16 protein-coding genes are annotated in these 16,870 nt (G+C 57.7%); all 16 read right to left on the bottom strand.

Annotated elements, in window-relative coordinates; translation table 11 throughout:
• Positions 1-31: 31 nt before the first annotated feature.
• Positions 32-1,021: a glycosyltransferase gene (locus IPM27_08175; protein ID MBK9161527.1), complete on the bottom strand. Its 990-nt coding sequence runs from the start codon at positions 1,019-1,021 to the stop codon at positions 32-34.
• Entirely contained in the window at positions 1,018-2,154 is a 1,137-nt protein-coding gene (locus IPM27_08170; protein ID MBK9161526.1) for an NAD-dependent epimerase/dehydratase family protein, read from the bottom strand. The genes IPM27_08175 and IPM27_08170 overlap by 4 nt, the downstream gene beginning before the upstream one ends.
• A gap of 43 nt (positions 2,155-2,197) precedes the next feature.
• Positions 2,198-4,186, bottom strand: coding sequence for a radical SAM protein (locus IPM27_08165; GenBank protein MBK9161525.1), 1,989 nt, complete (start codon positions 4,184-4,186; stop codon positions 2,198-2,200).
• Between the two features lie 156 nt (positions 4,187-4,342).
• Positions 4,343-5,305 (bottom strand): sulfotransferase, encoded by a 963-nt coding sequence (locus IPM27_08160; protein ID MBK9161524.1) that lies wholly within the window; start codon positions 5,303-5,305, stop codon positions 4,343-4,345.
• A gap of 112 nt (positions 5,306-5,417) precedes the next feature.
• On the bottom strand, positions 5,418-6,005 hold the full coding sequence (locus IPM27_08155; protein ID MBK9161523.1) for an acyltransferase: 588 nt from the start codon (positions 6,003-6,005) through the stop codon (positions 5,418-5,420).
• Positions 6,002-6,592, bottom strand: coding sequence for a CatB-related O-acetyltransferase (locus tag IPM27_08150; protein ID MBK9161522.1), 591 nt, complete (start codon positions 6,590-6,592; stop codon positions 6,002-6,004). The genes IPM27_08155 and IPM27_08150 overlap by 4 nt, the downstream gene beginning before the upstream one ends.
• A gap of 68 nt (positions 6,593-6,660) precedes the next feature.
• Positions 6,661-8,487, bottom strand: a complete 1,827-nt coding sequence (locus tag IPM27_08145; protein ID MBK9161521.1) for a hypothetical protein — start codon at positions 8,485-8,487, stop codon at positions 6,661-6,663.
• The gene (locus IPM27_08140) at positions 8,474-10,021 is read right to left on the bottom strand and encodes a lipopolysaccharide biosynthesis protein (GenBank protein MBK9161520.1); all 1,548 of its coding nucleotides are present in this window, start codon (positions 10,019-10,021) and stop codon (positions 8,474-8,476) included. The genes IPM27_08145 and IPM27_08140 overlap by 14 nt, the downstream gene beginning before the upstream one ends.
• Positions 10,022-10,067: 46 nt before the next feature.
• Positions 10,068-10,625 carry an acyltransferase gene (locus tag IPM27_08135; GenBank protein MBK9161519.1) on the bottom strand — a complete coding sequence of 186 codons (558 nt, stop codon included), beginning with the start codon at positions 10,623-10,625 and terminating at the stop codon, positions 10,068-10,070.
• Positions 10,625-11,350 (bottom strand): acylneuraminate cytidylyltransferase family protein, encoded by a 726-nt coding sequence (locus IPM27_08130; protein ID MBK9161518.1) that lies wholly within the window; start codon positions 11,348-11,350, stop codon positions 10,625-10,627. The genes IPM27_08135 and IPM27_08130 overlap by 1 nt, the downstream gene beginning before the upstream one ends.
• Positions 11,335-12,246 carry a Gfo/Idh/MocA family oxidoreductase gene (locus IPM27_08125; protein ID MBK9161517.1) on the bottom strand — a complete coding sequence of 304 codons (912 nt, stop codon included), beginning with the start codon at positions 12,244-12,246 and terminating at the stop codon, positions 11,335-11,337. Before IPM27_08125 ends, IPM27_08130 begins: the two co-directional genes overlap by 16 nt.
• Positions 12,243-13,292: a nucleotidyltransferase family protein gene (locus tag IPM27_08120; protein ID MBK9161516.1), complete on the bottom strand. Its 1,050-nt coding sequence runs from the start codon at positions 13,290-13,292 to the stop codon at positions 12,243-12,245. Before IPM27_08120 ends, IPM27_08125 begins: the two co-directional genes overlap by 4 nt.
• Positions 13,289-13,933, bottom strand: coding sequence for an acetyltransferase (locus IPM27_08115; protein ID MBK9161515.1), 645 nt, complete (start codon positions 13,931-13,933; stop codon positions 13,289-13,291). The genes IPM27_08120 and IPM27_08115 overlap by 4 nt, the downstream gene beginning before the upstream one ends.
• A 2-nt stretch (positions 13,934-13,935) precedes the next feature.
• Positions 13,936-15,027, bottom strand: coding sequence for an N-acetylneuraminate synthase (gene neuB, locus IPM27_08110; GenBank protein ID MBK9161514.1), 1,092 nt, complete (start codon positions 15,025-15,027; stop codon positions 13,936-13,938).
• 8 nt (positions 15,028-15,035) lie between these two features.
• Positions 15,036-15,689 (bottom strand): PIG-L family deacetylase, encoded by a 654-nt coding sequence (locus IPM27_08105; protein ID MBK9161513.1) that lies wholly within the window; start codon positions 15,687-15,689, stop codon positions 15,036-15,038.
• 18 nt (positions 15,690-15,707) lie between these two features.
• The gene (neuC, locus tag IPM27_08100; protein MBK9161512.1) at positions 15,708-16,868 is read right to left on the bottom strand and encodes a UDP-N-acetylglucosamine 2-epimerase (hydrolyzing); all 1,161 of its coding nucleotides are present in this window, start codon (positions 16,866-16,868) and stop codon (positions 15,708-15,710) included.
• Between the last annotated feature and the right edge of the window lie 2 nt (positions 16,869-16,870).

The raw sequence follows: 16,870 nt of genomic DNA, 5'->3' as shown, positions 1-16,870 counted from the left end.
CCATTCCCCGAATTATCGATAACACAGTCAATCAGGCACTCCCGACGGGGGCCGTTCTATTGCAGGCCTTTTCGACAATCCTGAAGATGCACAATATCAGAGCGGGCGTCAGAAATATCAACGCATAGGGATCCAATTGCAAGACCCTGCCCAGATGATAAGGGAAATTACGCAATGCGCTCCAGGGTTGGGAAAAAAGGTGCACTCCCCACAGATACATGACGCGCGTTCGGAAACGACAGCGTTCGGCAAACGTCAATTCCAGCGACCTGATCTGGTTCAGCAACAGGCGGAAATATTCCTCATAGACCACGCGCGCTTTGGTTGAACTGCGTATCGTGGTCTGGTGCTGTCGAAACCGGTTCAACGGTTCGGCCACATACGCAAAACCATAATGTGCCGCGATTCTGAAGAACCAGTCCCAGTCACCGCTCACCCGGTAGGATGAAGTGAAATTCCCGACCGTGTTAAAACATTCCCGCCTGATCAACACCGCGCTCAGGTTGGGGATCACGCAGGAATGCAACAGGAAACGGCCCATTTCCGCCCCCGTTATCAGGGTATCGTTCCCGCACTTGTCGCGGAACGCCCGTTCCCTGACCGCAAAATCATCCCCCATTACTCGCTCCTGCTCATCCACCAGCAGGCTGCGGCAGAAAGCGATCCCGGCCCCGGGATTGGCGTCCATCGCGCCGACCAGGCGTTCTACCATGCGCGGATCGCAATCATCATCGCACTGCGCGAAAAGAATGTACTCGCCGGAGGTCATCTCCACGCCCTGATTGTTGACGACCACCCAGCCGCCATTCTTTTCGCGAACGACCAGTTTGAACTGCGGACGGGACTCATATTTGCGCAGCACCTCGACGCTATCATCGGTGGAGCAATCATCTATGGCCAGAATCTCCAGATTCCGATAGGTCTGGTTCAGCAGGCTGGCCATGCGCTGGTCCAGATATCGGGCATAGTTGTAACTCGGCACCACCACGCTGACCAGCCCGGACGTTCCGGTTGCGTTCACTTGAAAAGCCCTTTTGCCTTGAGTTCACGCATGCTTTCCTCATAGCGGTCGGCCTGAACCTGCTCGCCCTTTACCCATGCAACGAACCGCCGCAAACCTTCCTCGATATCCACTGAAGGCTCGAAGCCCAGGATAGCCCGCGTTTTATCGAGACAGGCCACATTATGCCGAATGTCTCCCGCGCGGAACTGGCCTGAAACTTCAATGGGCACGTTTCCGTCCAGCAGTTTCTGGAGGGTATTGGCGATTGTCAGCACATCGGTCGCCACACCGGAGCCAACATTGAACGCGTCCACCAGCGCCGGCTGGTATTCCACGCCTTTCGCGGTAACCGCCACCACATCGTCAACAAATACGAAATCGCGACTTTCCTTGCCATCCTCGAAGATGTTGATGCCGCTCCCGTTGCGGATACGCGTCGAGAAGATCGACAAGATACCGGTGTAGGGATTGGATAGCGACTGGCCCGGCCCGTAGACATTCTGGTAGCGGAAAGCCAGCGCCGAGATGCCGAGCGCTTTACCGACCGTCAGGACCATCTGTTCTTGGGCCAGCTTGGTGATCCCGTACACGGAACTCGGACGGACCGGGGTTTCTTCATCGGAAGAAGCAAGATGCGCCTCGGCACCGCACAACGGGCAATGCACCGCAAAATCCCCCCGTTCCATATTTTCCGCGAGACGCGGCAACGGAAAGACCGTGCCATGTTCCGGACAGCGGTATTTTCCCTCTCCATAGACCGCGCGCGACGAAGCCACCACGATCTTCTTCACCGGGAACGGCTCGTTGGCGATCAGGTCGAGCAGCAATGCGGTCCCGCCGACATTGACATCCGTGTAGTGGCTGATCGCATACATGGATTGCCCGGTTCCGGTCTCGGCGGCCAGATGCACCACCGTATCCATCCCCTGCAATGCCTTCATCAAGTCATCGCGACTGGTGACGCTGCCCCTCAGGAAATCGACCTTGCCCTGGATCGAGCGAAACAGCGGGGAAGATGCGGGATCGGCGCCATGGATCTGCGTGGCCAGATTGTCCAGCACCCGAACGGCATGCCCCCTGGACACAAGAGACAGGGCCAGCCTGGAACCGATGAAGCCGGCGCCGCCGGTGATCAATATGTTTTGTGCCATGAAATTAGAATAGGTCTGTTAAAGGTGTCTGACTGCCATGCTTTCAGCCGGCGGCATTTTCGTTCAGGTGCTCAAGGTGGCATTTGTAATTTCCCTGGTTACGTCCGACCCATATGGCCTTGTAGCACCATTGCGCCCTGTCGCTCTCGGTCACCTTGTTTTCCCAGGAATATTCCCGGGGCGAACGATTCAACTCGGCAATTTTTGCATTGCCATTCAGCAGGAAATCCTTCCACGCATATTTTGCAACATGATTTTTTACGGGCTCTTTTCTGTCCATGACGGACAACAGGAACACCTGGAAATCCACCAGATCCTCGATCATCTCCATGTCGTCCCCGTATTCCAGCCTCCCCTCCAGATAGCGCAAAAAGTCCAGAATCTCGCGGCGCAGCCATTGGCTGTCCCTTACGCACCTCAGCCAGGTAGCCTCCTCGATGGGCCAGAAGATCGGCGCCAGATCGGGATCGTAATGATCCCATCCGCCGCCGGCATATCCGGTGTCGATATAATTCCTGACGATGGTAAATTCCGTTTTGAAGCCGGACGCATCATCCCTTTGGCAATACTCGATGAAGGTCTCGTAAAACTTTATGAACTTCAATCCGTGCACCTGGTTGTAGAACTTGGCGATATATTCGAGGATGCCCATGCTGTGCAACGCCTGCGTTGTCCAGCCGTACAGATACATCGCTTTCAGATCGTCCAGCGAGAAGGAGTTGGCGCTGATCGTGATGTATTCATACTCGGGGATGTCGCCGCGATTGTGGATGGATGAATGCCACAGGTAGATCGGCGACTTGGTCACCTTGATGCCGTACGCCTCCAGATATGCCGGCTCGTTCATCGGCGCGTTCACGAACACCCCGCAGTTATAGACGAACACCACGGGGCGCGGGAAGAGCTCCATCAACTGTTCCAGCCCGTTCTTGTAACTTGTCAGCGTCTCCCCCGGCATCCCCATGATGAATTCGGTATACGTTTCGATCTTGTGATCCCTGAATTGCTGGGTCAGATTGGCGAAAGTATCGAATTTGATATTGCTTCTCTTGACCGTTTTCAGAGTGGTCGGATCCAGCGACTGCACCGCAAGCGTGACCGCCCGCAACAGATCCGCCTCCAGCAACTCCTTGGCGATGGGGATCAGTCGTTCCGATGAGGCTTTCACCCACGCGGGGCGCACCCTGCCCGGATACCCTTTGGCTAATTTCACCTCCTTGAATTTCCGCGCCAGCGCCAGATCCCTGTCCGCGAAGATGCCGAAGTTGGCATCGCAACAATCCACATACGGGATCTTGTTGTCCGCGAACCAGTCGATCTCCTTGAGCAATATCTCCATGTCGCGTTTCCGGACCTTCGTCTTAGTCGCGCTCCCCCAGTCGCAATAGGTGCACTGGAACGGACAGCCGCGATTGGTTTCCCAGGAAGCGATGTAGGTCACGCCCTCCACTGCCTCGACCAGATCCCATACCAGATTTGTAAGGTAAGGCGACGGCAACATATCCAGATCTGCGATCCGGTTCGCACGGGGAGTTTTGTAATTCCGCGTCTCCAATCCGCTGATCTTCGAGTAATCCTTGTCCCCGAGGTATTCGGCAAAGATGTCTTTCAGCGTACATTCGCCTTCCTCATGCACCAGCATGTCCACATAGGGATAATCCGCAAAGAACGTACCCTTCGATTGTTCGACCCATGTCAGCGGAACATCGCCCTGATAATTCAGCGGCACCTGCGGCCCGCCGAAGATCACCAGACAGCCCGGATTCAGTTCCTTGACCGCTTTGGCAAGCCGCGTGGTGATTTCCCAGTTCCATGTGTAGCAGGAACAGAGAAGGATATCGACATCGGCGCATCTGGAAACATATTCGTCGAACTTGTTCCTGAAGACGAAGGTCTTTTCGAACTGGAAACGTGCATCCAGATCCGGGAAGGATTTGATGTAAGCCACCAGCGAGGCGATGCTGTAGGGAAAGTGGATCACCCCGCCGTACTGGTAATTGAATTGCGTGCTGAAGACTTTTATTTTTTTCATGATCTGGGTTGCTGGCAACGGCTCCCGTATGGAATCAATGACTGGTTGCTGATAACGCTTGCGGTATCGCCTGAATGTTCATGCCCGAATTGTAATCGCGTTTTCATGATTCAGCCCCACCCGGGGCAAGACGGGTTGTGCCGGGATCGTCCCATCCTACAGACCCGGGTATTTATAACGCTCCAGGTCCAGGCCGTATTCTTTGGCGAGAATCCGGTTCGATTCACGATACAGCGCATCGATTTCGTTTTTCCAGTAATCCGACAGGACGATTTTTCTTCCGAACGGGATACTCCTGCCGATCTTTCCGGTCAGCAGATTGGTGGCATGTTTGTAGTACAGCAGAAAAGATCGCTTCTGCTTTTCCCCCATGTTACGAATCGGTGGCCGCAACAAATGCGCCCCCAGATCATATGGGCAAACCCGATTGGCCACCCTCTGCAACTGGACTCCCAAACCTGTCAGGCCGGCATTTTCGTGGGGACACGAAATGGCCATATTCTTGACGCCGCAAAATTCCGACAATCTGGAGAAAAAATCTTCCGGGTGGCTCACGAACTCCTCGAAACATTGCACATGCACATTGCCCTTGCCGAACAATCTTTCATAACACTGAATGACCGGCACGTATTTCAGGACCGGCAGGATGGATGCATAGTACTGGTCGCGGTAGAACCCGAGGTAGGAATCCAGTGAAACGAACGCGCCTCCCTGGACGGCCTGCTGATACAGGGAGCACAGCATGGTGTCCTGGCTGCGTATGGTAATTACGATCCTGGCTTCCCCGAAAATGTCCTTTACCCTGCGCGCCATCTCGGCCATATCCACCCTGAATGCTTCGGTGTAATACGTAAGTGCCTCGTGTGAGAATACGAACGTCTTGCCCGGGTCGGCCTGCATCAATTGGTCGCGCTTTTCCCGAAACGCCCTGATCACAGGCTCACGCTCGTATTCCATCTCCGACTTGCACAGGACGTCCAGTTCGAACCACTTCCTCAGATCAGCGGGTATGTTTGTCTGCCCGAGATAGGCAAACTCCGGATGGGTGGAGAAATACCATTTTTGCAGGGTGGTAGTACCCGTTTTCGGAAATCCTATATGTATAACGTTTCTCGTCATGAGACCCTGTTTCCCCTTTGTCGCCTTCCGGCATGCATGCTCATCTTCTGCAATTCCGGCGCGCCTGATGTTGTTTTATGGATGCGACCTTTGCAGGCCTGATCATCCATGCCTATGAATCCGGCCTGACCCACTTATCCAGCCGCGGATCAAATTGCCGTATCACGACTGCCGGAACGCCGGCTGCCACCGAATAGTCGGGGATGTCCCGCGTCACCACGGCATTCGCGCCGATCACGCAATTCCGTCCGATTCGCGCGCCGATGATGCAGGCATTCTCGCCGATCCAACTGCCCTCCCCGATCGAGACCGCGCCCTTGAACCTGACCGGCTGATGCATGACAGGCCTGGAAATATCCTCGTAGGCATGCAGGTTATCGGAGATGTAAACATTGTTGGCTGTCAGCACGTTGTTGCCTATTGCGACATCACGCACAGCCGCAATATGGTTGTTGTATCCGAAGACACAACCCTTCCCGATTTTCAGGGACGCGGGGATATCGTCAACCCCGCAACAATACAGCCATGCCCCCCGCTGCATGACGGTCTTTTCACCGACCTCGATCCCCTCTGCGCCATCCACGCGGAACGGGCGGAACAGAAAAGAGCCGCGCCCGAGCGACCTGAACGATGGCCCGTGGATCAATGTGAACCAGTACCGCCAGACCCGGGCCATCACGCGTGTATACAGACCGCTCAATTGTCGCGCTCCATTTCGGCCAGAAGGAACGCGGGGTCGGGAAAGAAGGGCGCCAGCTTTTCCAGCCTGGCCTCGTCGAACTCCCACCACCGCGACTCAAGCAACCTCTGGCATACCTGCTCCGGAAAGCGCAGGCGGATCGTTCGGCAGGGATTCCCGGCCACGATGGTATAGGGCGGGACATCCTTCGTTACGATCGAGCCCGCCCCGATCACGGCACCCACCCCGACATTGACCCCGGCCTTGATCATTGCGCGCTGCCCGATCCAGACATCCGCACCGATCACGGTTCGCGGCAGGACATCGGTAAATTGCCGACCCTTTGCGAAAAAATGCGGCAAAGGCTGCCCGTCGTCATAGAACACGGGGCTGGTACTCGTCATCGAGGTCGGATGCGCGCCAAGGCCGACGATGACCTCGCCCGCAATGGAACAGAACGGCCCGATCTCGGCGTTGTATACAACCGTTCCCGCCTGCGCATAGCTATACGCCCCCAATACCGAATCCATCATGGCCACATCGCGGAACAGGACGGCATGTTTTCCCAGAATACTGCCCTGATCTGCGACCGCGCCGTAGTGGATCACACAGTCCGGGAACCTCCTGCGCAAAAGGAACCATCGAAGGGCGCTTTTAAACGACTGCACACATGAACTCACTGTTCCATCTCCGTCTGGCGCTTCTCCAGCATCCCGTAAACAAAATCCAGGTTCCTTTCCAGATTACCCCCGTCAAGAGGCCCGATATACTTCTCCATCACCTCCCGCGCAAGGAAGGCATTATAACGTTCGTGACCGGCACGGAAATCCGCAAATGCCTCAACCAGCCCCTCAACCGTCCCGACCGTCACAAGCTCCGATCGCCCGTCGAAGGGCGGATCGATGATCTCGTTGTCCTTTTTATAGTAAAGGCATGGTATCCCGAGACAGGACGCTTCGAAGAGTGTCTGCGAATAGATGGAGATGAAGAAGTCGGTCTTTTCCAGAACGCTGCTCATGGGAACGTTATCCACTATCTCGTCCACCAACCCCGGGAAATACTCCTTCGCAAAAGCCTCGTATTGCCATCGGTAACCGTTCGCCCTGACCTTGATCACGATGCGCAAACGGGCATCCCGCTCCTTGGCGATGCGCAAACCCTGCAGCACATCGTGCAGGAACTCGAATTCCACCGCCAGGTAGGAGTTCAGGTCCATGTTGTTATGTCCCGATGCGCCTATCGTCACCGTCGGCTCGTCCCGGTTGACCGAGCGTCCATCGACCCGCATCCGGACATAATCATCCATGCGCGGGTCGCCGAGACAGACGATATTGTCCATGCCGCGGAAGTAATGCTCCCTGATGCTGACGGAATAACTGTTGATCACCGTGGCGTATTTGCCTTCATCCAGAAAATCGTTCCCCAGCATGCCGTTGATGATGAGGTAACTGGGGATGTTGCGACTCTTGCAAACGCAATCCATCAGCGGCGCAACGTGGCCGATGTTGGCGATCAACACCTCCAGCCTGACCGGGTTCCGGTCCAGATAACGCATCACGCAATCCAGGGTGCGCAGGGATTCCGCTATCCGGTTCGAAATGCGCCTCTCAAAAATCCGGTAAAGCCCGTCGGCGATGTCCGTGCCGCTGGTCAGGACCAGCCTGGCACTTCGTCTCGAGTGGAATTCACGCATCATGGCAAGGCCGATGCCCTGATACTTCCTCAGGCTGCCCCACACCGGGACATACCTGAACCACCCCTTGCTTCTTGAAAAGGAAGCCAGCACCAGACGCACCCTGGAATCCTGCTGCAACCGCTGCACCAATTTCCGGGTCGGGTGATATTCCTGGACGAAGATCGCCGGCTTGCCGTTCACCTGCCCGGTCAACAGATCGATCCATGACATCAGGATGCCCTGCAGTGTGCCGGCCATGTCCCTGAGCAGATATTTGACGCCCCCGATCCCCTGATAACGGACTTTTTCATCCATCCAGCGATGGATAGGGAAGTAATAGGCATTCCGATCCTTCGCGCCTGATTCCGGAACGCGCGTGAAAGGCAGCCCCATTTCATCCAGCACCGACTCGATCAATCCGAGTTCCGTACCGACAAGCAGCTTTTCAAAACGGAGGCTGCGCAAAGTCTCCAGGCAAATCCTGGTACGCGCATAGAACACAAGGTCGTTCCATATCTCCAGACGGAATGAAAAGCCAAAAGGAACGCCGCGGTATTCGAAGATATCCGCGCCACCCGCATCCCGATGCCATTCGCGGAAGAACTGGTAGACCAGGAAATTGTTCTCCTGCATGACAAGGTTATCGACAAGGTGGTCGACATAAAAGGCCCGCCCTCCGATTGCCTCGACTTCCCGCTTCAGCCCCAGATCATAGGTCAAGACCACATCACTCGCCGGATCGAACGACGCCTTGCCGTTCTCCCACCAGCTCCCGGACTCCAGGATCAGGATATGCCGGTACATTTTCCCCGGGTCAGGCCTTTGCATGCCGCGCCCCTTCCATCATCCTGTTCCACAGACCACGCAACTCGTCTTTTTCCATGCCCATCAGCCACGGATATCGCCGCACCACCGACAGCACCGAAATCCCGTAGACGACACATGCGAAGAAGCCTGGGATGACCAACCCCACCCAGCCTGCATCGTCAATATTCCATATCAGCCCGACAACCATTTTGGCCGCATACCCCAATCCAAGCATCAACGGGATGCCGACTGCCTGATATCGCCAGTCGAATTCCCATCCGCCGCTACGCGCAATGACCCATGCCTGGATGTTGACCGCGATGACGCTGGAAAGCACCATGTAACAGGCCATGCCGATCGCCCCCAGACCCAGGCCCGGAATCAGCATGCCGGAAGTCGGAGCCATTGCGAAATAGGAAAGCGGCAGGGAACCCAGCATGATGGCGGTGCTCAAGGCGACATACCTGCGCGTGTCGCTGCTGGCCATCAGCATGGTGCCGCCGATCTGCCCCATGGACTGATGTATCGGATACAGGAACATGATCGCCAGTACCGGCCACGCCTCGACATAGGCGGGGCCCAGCAAGAGCGCCACGATCTGTTTCGACCATGGCAGCAATAACCCGGCGATGACCGCGCTCAGCATGACCAACCCGCGATTCACCTTTTTATACAGGGCGCCGACACGCTCGCGCTCCCCTCTGGATTTGGCCTCGGCGATTTCTTTCCAGAAGATATTCAGAATGGAAACCGTCGCCAGCAGGCTGACCTGGGCAAATTGCGATGCGATCTGGAAATACCCCTGCTGCGTTGCCCCGCCGAATTTCTGCAACATCCATTTGTCTGCGAAGGCATACAGGAAGCTCACTACCGCAAAACCTATCAGGGGCTTGCAATAATGCCAATACTCATCAAACATCTGCCCATAGGTTGCGCTCCCTTCGGCTTGCCCAGCATTCTGCTCCCTCAGGAACCGGTAACTCAGGGCCGTTGCAACCGCATACAGGCAGATGATCGCCCACAACACCCTTTCCACACTCAAGCCGCCGGACAGCCACAGCGAACCGATCGTCATAAGGTATGCAACTGCCACCGCCGTATTGAGCAATTGCACCCTGACCGTCTTTCTGGCCGACTCACCTATTTGGCCCACCATCTGCCAGACCTGCTGTTGCATGAACACCGCGACAAATGCCAGCAGGACGATCCCGCGAGAGTGGCCCAGCCAGATCTTCTCGAACAGGCCATGAGGGATGATCAAGGCAACAAGCGACAGCGTGATGACGAACTGCAATGCCAGCCAGGAAAAATAGAACAGGTAGAACCTGCGTTCGCGGGCGCGCTGCGAAAGGAAAGTGTAGAACGCGCTTGAACTGCCCATGTTCAACAATGCGCGAACCGCGACGAAGCTGCCCAGCAGGAATGCCAGATCGCCGTACCCGGACGGGTCGAGTCCCCGCGCAAGCAGGATCCCGGTCAGCAATGTCAGCGATGCACGGAGGGCATTGGCGACAACGGAAACCAGAAATCGCGATTTGATGGTAGTCGGGTTCAAGGTCTTTTAGTCATGCATGGTTCGTGGGCAGATTTGGCAAGCCGGCTTAAACCTTGCCAATCTTTCGCACAACCCTTGCCGGATTGCCGACGGCCACCGTCCTGTCGGGCACATCTTTCGTCACCACGCTGCCCGCGCCGACAACAGCATTTTCTCCTATCGTCACCCCCGGCAACACGGTCGTATTGGCGCCCACCCAGCAACCTTTTTTCAGCACGACCGGTTTCGATGCGTGGAATCCCTGGTCAATGATCGGCTTGTCGGGATCGTCGAACCGGTGGTTGTGAACATAGATGTGTACCCCCGAGCCAAGCATGACATCGTCCCCGATAACGATGGACGCATCGTTTGCACGCGAATCGGCGAACAGCATGCTCCCGGGGCGGATGATCACGCGCCTTCCCAGACTGATCTTCGAGCAACATATCGCATACGCGCCCGGCCGGAATTCCGCGCCCTCGCCAAAATGGCTGAATTTATCCCTGCACAAGGCAAGCATGGTCGACTTGAAATGCAATCGCCAGTGCGTATAGGGAATGTCCGGCCCGAGCCTGTCGGCGTCCTTCCAGAATTCGATCCTGTCTTTTATCTCTGACAACTTCATCATTCGCTTCGACCGGAGCTTTGATTGTGTGTCATGAGGAACTCCACGAACCTGAAATCCAGCTCGGAATCTATATCGATGGAACGCTCCTCCGGCATGACATACAGCCGGGTGTCGCTGTTGAAAACCGAGCCTTCCGAAAAGAAGGCCGCGCGCCTCCATATGTAGATCGAGGCATTCATGTCATAACACTTGGGCGCGTCCTGCCTTCTGAGAACCGGGGTCTTCAGCGGCTTCGATAGCACGACCCCCCCGTCGGTACCCTGTTCCACAAGGTTGAAATAGGGCGAGCGCCGCGCCGGCATCGCGGTGATCAGGTTCCCCGCGCCGCTTTCCTCAAGCATGGCGACCGCGTTCTTTATGTCTTCGATTGAGCGTAGCGGCGAGGTGGCGTCCAGATCGACCATGATCTCGAACGTCTTGCCCGTCAGTCTCTCCACTTCTTGCACGCAGTGGCGGATGGCCGGCATCTTGCCCGCCTGGTCGGTGGCCATCTCATCCGGCCTTTTTACCAGGAAATCGACACCGCATTCCCCGGCAGCGCCGAGGATCAGGTCGGAATCGCTGCTGACCGCAATCACGTCGAACAGTCCCGATGCCTTGGCCTGCTCGATGCTATAGGCAATAAGCGGTCTGCCGTGAAGCGCGCGGATATTCTTGCCCTTGACCCCTTTGGAACCGCCGCGCGCGCATATTGTGCAAATTCGTTTCATCGCCTTACCCATGTTCCCTTCTCCGCCGAATGTTCGATCGCCTCGACCAGCCGCATGATCTCGTTGCCATCCTCCAGCGAGCAAAGATGCCGCTCGTCACCCGAGATCACGGCCTGGTGCATCGCGCGGTAAGTGGAATCCCGCTCGATCACGAATGAATCGCTTTCCCGGTCGACCGTAATCATTCCCTTGACGATATCCACCTCGATGGTGTGATCGTCCGTATTCACCAGAATGAAGCGGCGCCCGGCACGGTCCAGATAATTCATCTGCAAATTGATGGCCGGGCATGAATCGGTCGCCATTGAAAGGGCGCATATGTCATCGCTGCTGATCTCGAGATGGCTGAAGTGCCCGCCGACCGCGGCCACCTTTTCCCATTTCCCCAGCATCCACAGCAGGTAATCCAGCTCGTGGCTCAGATCCCTGAGGACGCCGCCGCCCTGTTCGGCACTTGCCGAATAGCAGGTTCGATAATCCGTCGCGGGACGCCACTCGGGAAGGTATTGCCCGACATACGCCAGCGCGGACAAAACGCGCTGGCCTTCCAGCAGGGATTTCAGCCGCTGAATGGCCGGATGGAATCTCAGATTGTAGGCAACGAAGATGCGGCTGAAATGGTGTTGGGGCAACTTCACGCAATGATTGAAGAGCGGCTTCTCGACCAGCACCACTCCCCGGTGATCATGTTCAACCAGGGCCTCCAGAGTGTCCTGATGCCGGCTCGTTTCGTTGGCAACGACCACATACCCCGGGGCATGCACCTTAAGCGCGGTAGCGAGGTCGTGGAACACGGCCGGGAACGCCACGTCGCGTTTGCTGACCACTGCCGTTTCACAGCCGAGCTCGGTCAGCAACCGCGCATGCCGCGCACCGATGGAACCGTATCCGATAACCAGCGCTTTCATGAAAAGATGTCCCGGTATTCGCCGTTGGCGCGGTCAAAATCGGCCAATTGCCCGATATCGAGCCAGTATTCGCGGATCGGGAACACGGCCGTCTCTTTTTTCAACCCGATCAACCTCTCGAACATCGTCGGCATATCGAAGTAAGTGTTTGCCGCGATCAGGGCCAGCGCTTCCGGCTCCAGCACGTAGATCCCGGCATTGACGAAGAACCGCTGGACCGGTTTTTCATCAATGGCCGTGATGCGGTGCGCATCGATCTTGACCACGCCGTACGGCACCTGAAAATCGTATTCGCGTACGCACATGGTTGCCTGCGCATGGTGTGCCGAATGGAAATCGAGCAACTGCTTGAAATTCACCTTGGTCAGCAGATCGCCGTTCATCACCAGCAGGGCTTCCGCCGGCTTTTCCGGGAGCAGGCTCAAGGCGCCTGCCGTCCCCAGTCGCTGGTCTTCGTGCAGATAGGCGATATCCACGCCCCAGCGCGAGCCGTCCCCAAAGTGCGCCTTGACGACATCGGCCATGTAATTGACCGAGATGTAGAACCGGTGGAAACCATATTCGATGAAGTTTTCCAGGATGGTCTCCAGCAACGGCTTGCCGCCTATCTTGAGCATCGGTTTGGGACAAGCATCCGTCAAGGGGCTCAAGCGGCTGCCCAATCCGCCCGCCATCAGCACCACACGGTTCTCCCTGATGGGCGGATGGATCAGATCTTCCAGCGTTTCCAGCCCCGTCACACAATTGTTCTCATCCACGACCGGCAAATGATGCAGCCCCTTGCGCTGCATCGCGGCCAGCATCGCCTCCCTGCCTTCATCGGCCCTGGCAACGGTCGGGTGGGCATTCATGATGTTCAGCGTGGGTTCGTCCAGCGACACCCCCTTCAGGATGCCCCGGCGGATATCGCCATCCGTGACCGTCCCTGCCAGATGATTGTTCTCCCCGACGACCAGAACGATCTGCTTCGCGCTTCTATCTAGCACCTCTATGGCTTCCCGTATGGGCGCCCCCGGCGAAACCAGTATCTCTTTCCATGCGATCATTTTCGATCCAATCCTTCTTTCGCCGGCACGCCGGCCACTGTCGAACCATCGGGCACATCACGAACCACCACCGCGCCGGCCGCGACAAGGCAATCACTGCCGATCCTGATTCCCTGGATCACGGTTGCACCCGTGCCGATGTGGGTATTCTCCCCGACCCGGACACCGCCAGAAAGCGTCGCACCGGGAGCAATATGTACGTGATCGCCGATGCGGCAATCATGGTCCACGATGGCGCCGGTATTGATCACCGCATTCAGGCCGATATGGCATCCCGTCTGGATGATGGCGCCCGCCATGATCTGGCTGCCTTCGCCCTGTTCGACGTCCACTGCCACGGTCGCGGTCGCGTGCACAAGGCCGGGGAACCGGTACCCGGCCGTTCTATATCTCTCGAATATGGCGCGGCGCAATCCCGCGCTCCCGACCGATCCGATGCCATTCACCAGGTCATGCGCAGCCGGAGGATAATCGGCCAGTTTCTCGTCTCCTCCCAGCACCGCTATCCCGTGCCAATCCCCGCCCCAGAGCGAGGCATCCGGGTCGAGGAATCCGGTGATGCGCAGGTTCCGGCCCATCAGCAGATTCGCAACCACGCGGGCATGACCGCCTGCACCAAGGATCAGAATTGGCCGTCCCATGATCAGATCGGCTCGTCCGGCTGATAGTCACGCGCCGCGCGCAGTCCCAGCAAATCCCAGTAATCAATCGGCGGGCGGCCTCCGCCTGGACGTTTTACGGCAATGTTTTCCGGGGTGAATTTTTCGCCCGAGGCGATGGCCGTCCGTGCCACCAGGCTACGGCGTCCGATATGCAAATTCTTCCGTTCGCAGGGAGCGGGAAGTTTGCGCGACGATCCGAGGCAGGCGGCCGCCTCGCGCATCGCGTCCACCATGCTCCGGAAGTCTTTCGGCTCGAGCGATGCCGCATGATCCGGCCCATGCGCCGCACGATCCAGGGTCAGATGTTTTTCGATCACGCAACCGCCCAATGCGACCGCCGCCACAGACACCCCGATCCCCATGGTGTGGTCCGAAAACCCGACCGGCAGGCCGAATGCCTCTGCAAGCGTGATCATCGCCCGCATATTGACCTCTTCGAGCGGCGTCGGATATTCGGTCACGCAATGCAGGAGGCACACTCTGTCCGCCAGAACGGAGTGGTCCGCATCCCGCCAATAAGCGGAATTGAACGCCTCCCTTCCGGGCTTCGAATCCGGGGTGGTGCCATAGCCGAATGCAAGCACGCCAAGTGCCTCCTCCACCTCGGCCAGTGTCGACATCCCGGTGGACAGGATGATGGGCTTGCCCGAGCGCGCGCCCTGCAACAGGAACGGCGCGTTGGTGATGTCACCCGAGGAGAATTTCAGGAGCGGGACCTTCAGTTCATCCACCAGAAAATCCAGGCTTGCCGGGTCGAACGGCGTGGACAGGAACATGATGCCGATATCGCGGCAATAGCGGTCCAGCGCGATGAAATCCGCATGCGAGAGTTCCAGCCGGCGCAGCATCTCGAACTGGCTATCCGCGGCGCCGGTGGTGCGCTGCTGATATTCCGCCTTGGGCGAAGCGGCGGTTGCCAGCGTTTCAGCCCGGAAAGTCTGGAACTTGACCGCATCGGCGCCGGCTGCCCTGGCTGCATCGGCAAGCGCACAGGCGGTTTCAAACGACCCGTTGTGGTTCACCCCGGCCTCGGCGATGACAAACAGGCCGGATGAAAGATCGAGTTTCTCCATATTCGTCCTCACCTGATCTCCTTGAGCAGCATGAATGCCTCGGCATATTTGCAACCCGCCGCAGCGCCGCGCACCGTGGCGAGTGCGCGCATCCCTTCAAGACTGCGCGGGAACGGATGCGCTCCCATCTCGTCTCCATAAATACCGGCGATGGCCATTTTTTTGTCGAAGTGATCGGCAATATCCACGAAGACATTGGGCGTGAACCCTTGTCCGGGCAGGGCCGGGGAAAAATCGGTTTCGGATGGCGTTTCCATCATCAGCACGCGCCGCACCGATGGGTAACGGAACACCTTGGTGCAACTGTATGCCGCCTCGAAAACGAGACGATGGTCGGAATGGATGTCGTAAGCGAAGGGCAGATAGATGATTTCCGGTGCCACCGCCTCCACAATCTTGGCAATGCCCCCCACCAGCACGCCGGTCTCCAACTGGTCCAGACGCGTGGTGGGAAAGCCGAGGGTATGGATGCCCGCGAAACCATATGCCTGCCCGACCTGCCCGATCTGTCCGGTGCGGCGCTGCCTTAACGCATCGTTTCCCGCTTCCGTGACGATCAGCCAATGGATCTCGTCACCGGCGGCACGATGGCGCAGCAATGTCCCGCCGCATCCCAGCGTCTCGTCATCCGGATGAACGGCGACTACCAATATCTTTTTCACTGTCTCCCCCGATCGCTCTCAATATGCATTGGTTTTCCTCAGGATCTCCCCGGTCAGCGGGACCGTGCCCAGGATGCGGGCCACCCGTTCGCCCGCATGGCCGTCGCCGTACAGGGAGCCGGAACGGGCGACCGATTCCAGGAAGTCCGCGTCTCCCAGCGCGCGCCGGCATGCTGCCGTGATCGCCGGGACATCATCGCTATCCACGCGTATCACATTGCCTCCCCGTTCCCTCAGGTCCTGCCGTGGCCCGCAGAGAATCCCTGGCTTCTTGAGGAAACCCGCCTCGATGATGATCGACGACGAATTGCCGACAATGCCCGCAGCCCGGCGGTAAAGCGCCGCAAACACCTCGCGCGGCAGGTTATGGTAACGCACCAGTTGGCTGGGGTTCGCTTCAGCCATGGCGTCGATGGCCCGGCGCATGCCCATGTTGCCCGGATCGAAGTTCGGGTAGCTGCAGAACACCCTGGCGCCTGTTCCAAGCACGCCCTGCAAGACTGAAAGCATTTCGCGCTCGGTGCCTTCAACCCCGAACGTCGGCGTAGGGTGATGGATCACAAGGAAGAATGGCTGGGTGATGTCCGCACCGAAATGGCTGTTCAGTTCCTCGTCCGTCATATTGCCCAGACCGGCCAGGCCGTCGAGGCCGGTTCCGCCGACGGTCCAGATGTTTTCCGGATGTTCGCCCATGCGGATCAACCGCTCGCGATGTCCTTCGGTCGCCGTAAAATGAAAATGCGCCAGCTTGGAGATCGCCGGACGGAAGACTTCGTCGATATCCGAGGCGATGCAGCGGTCGCCGCCAAAGAGATGCGCCACATGGATGCCGAGGAAGTTGCCCGCCAGAGCGGCGGCGAGCGCTTCTTCACGATCACCGGCAACGCAGATCATGTCGGGGCGGTTCTGCGAAAGAAACCGCACAAGGCCCTCGATGACATTGGCAAAGGACAGCGCACGACCGCTGTCCGATTCGCTGGCCAGCAGGGATTCGATGGCGCCCTCAACCCGATACCCCTGGGCGCGGATCTGCTCGATGCCCAGCCCATGGAAAGGCGATAGTTGGGCGGCGCAAAGAACCACCCGCGCATCCAGGCCGAAGTCCGCACAACGCCGGATGACCGGCGAAAGAATGTCGAACTCCGAACGCGCCCCCGAAACGAAATGGATTTTTTTCAACT

The organism is Nitrosomonadales bacterium, from assembly GCA_016716325.1.
Lineage (GTDB): Bacteria > Pseudomonadota > Gammaproteobacteria > Burkholderiales > Gallionellaceae > Gallionella.
Note: the sequence above shows the minus strand (reverse complement) of the source record. Positions and strands in the feature narration are given on the sequence as shown.

What these genes read in the sequence shown, in the direction of transcription:
- IPM27_08170 (MBK9161526.1), bottom strand. Translation starts at nt 2,154, where the DNA reads ATGGCACAAAACATATTGATCACCGGCGGCGCCGGCTTCATCGGTTCC.
- IPM27_08165 (MBK9161525.1), bottom strand. Translation starts at nt 4,186, where the DNA reads ATGAAAAAAATAAAAGTCTTCAGCACGCAATTCAATTACCAGTACGGC.
- IPM27_08160 (MBK9161524.1), bottom strand. Translation starts at nt 5,305, where the DNA reads ATGACGAGAAACGTTATACATATAGGATTTCCGAAAACGGGTACTACC.
- IPM27_08145 (MBK9161521.1), bottom strand. Translation starts at nt 8,487, where the DNA reads ATGCAAAGGCCTGACCCGGGGAAAATGTACCGGCATATCCTGATCCTG.
- IPM27_08135 (MBK9161519.1), bottom strand. Translation starts at nt 10,625, where the DNA reads ATGAAGTTGTCAGAGATAAAAGACAGGATCGAATTCTGGAAGGACGCC.
- IPM27_08130 (MBK9161518.1), bottom strand. Translation starts at nt 11,350, where the DNA reads ATGGGTAAGGCGATGAAACGAATTTGCACAATATGCGCGCGCGGCGGT.
- IPM27_08125 (MBK9161517.1), bottom strand. Translation starts at nt 12,246, where the DNA reads ATGAAAGCGCTGGTTATCGGATACGGTTCCATCGGTGCGCGGCATGCG.
- IPM27_08120 (MBK9161516.1), bottom strand. Translation starts at nt 13,292, where the DNA reads ATGATCGCATGGAAAGAGATACTGGTTTCGCCGGGGGCGCCCATACGG.
- IPM27_08115 (MBK9161515.1), bottom strand. Translation starts at nt 13,933, where the DNA reads ATGGGACGGCCAATTCTGATCCTTGGTGCAGGCGGTCATGCCCGCGTG.
- neuB (MBK9161514.1), bottom strand. Translation starts at nt 15,027, where the DNA reads ATGGAGAAACTCGATCTTTCATCCGGCCTGTTTGTCATCGCCGAGGCC.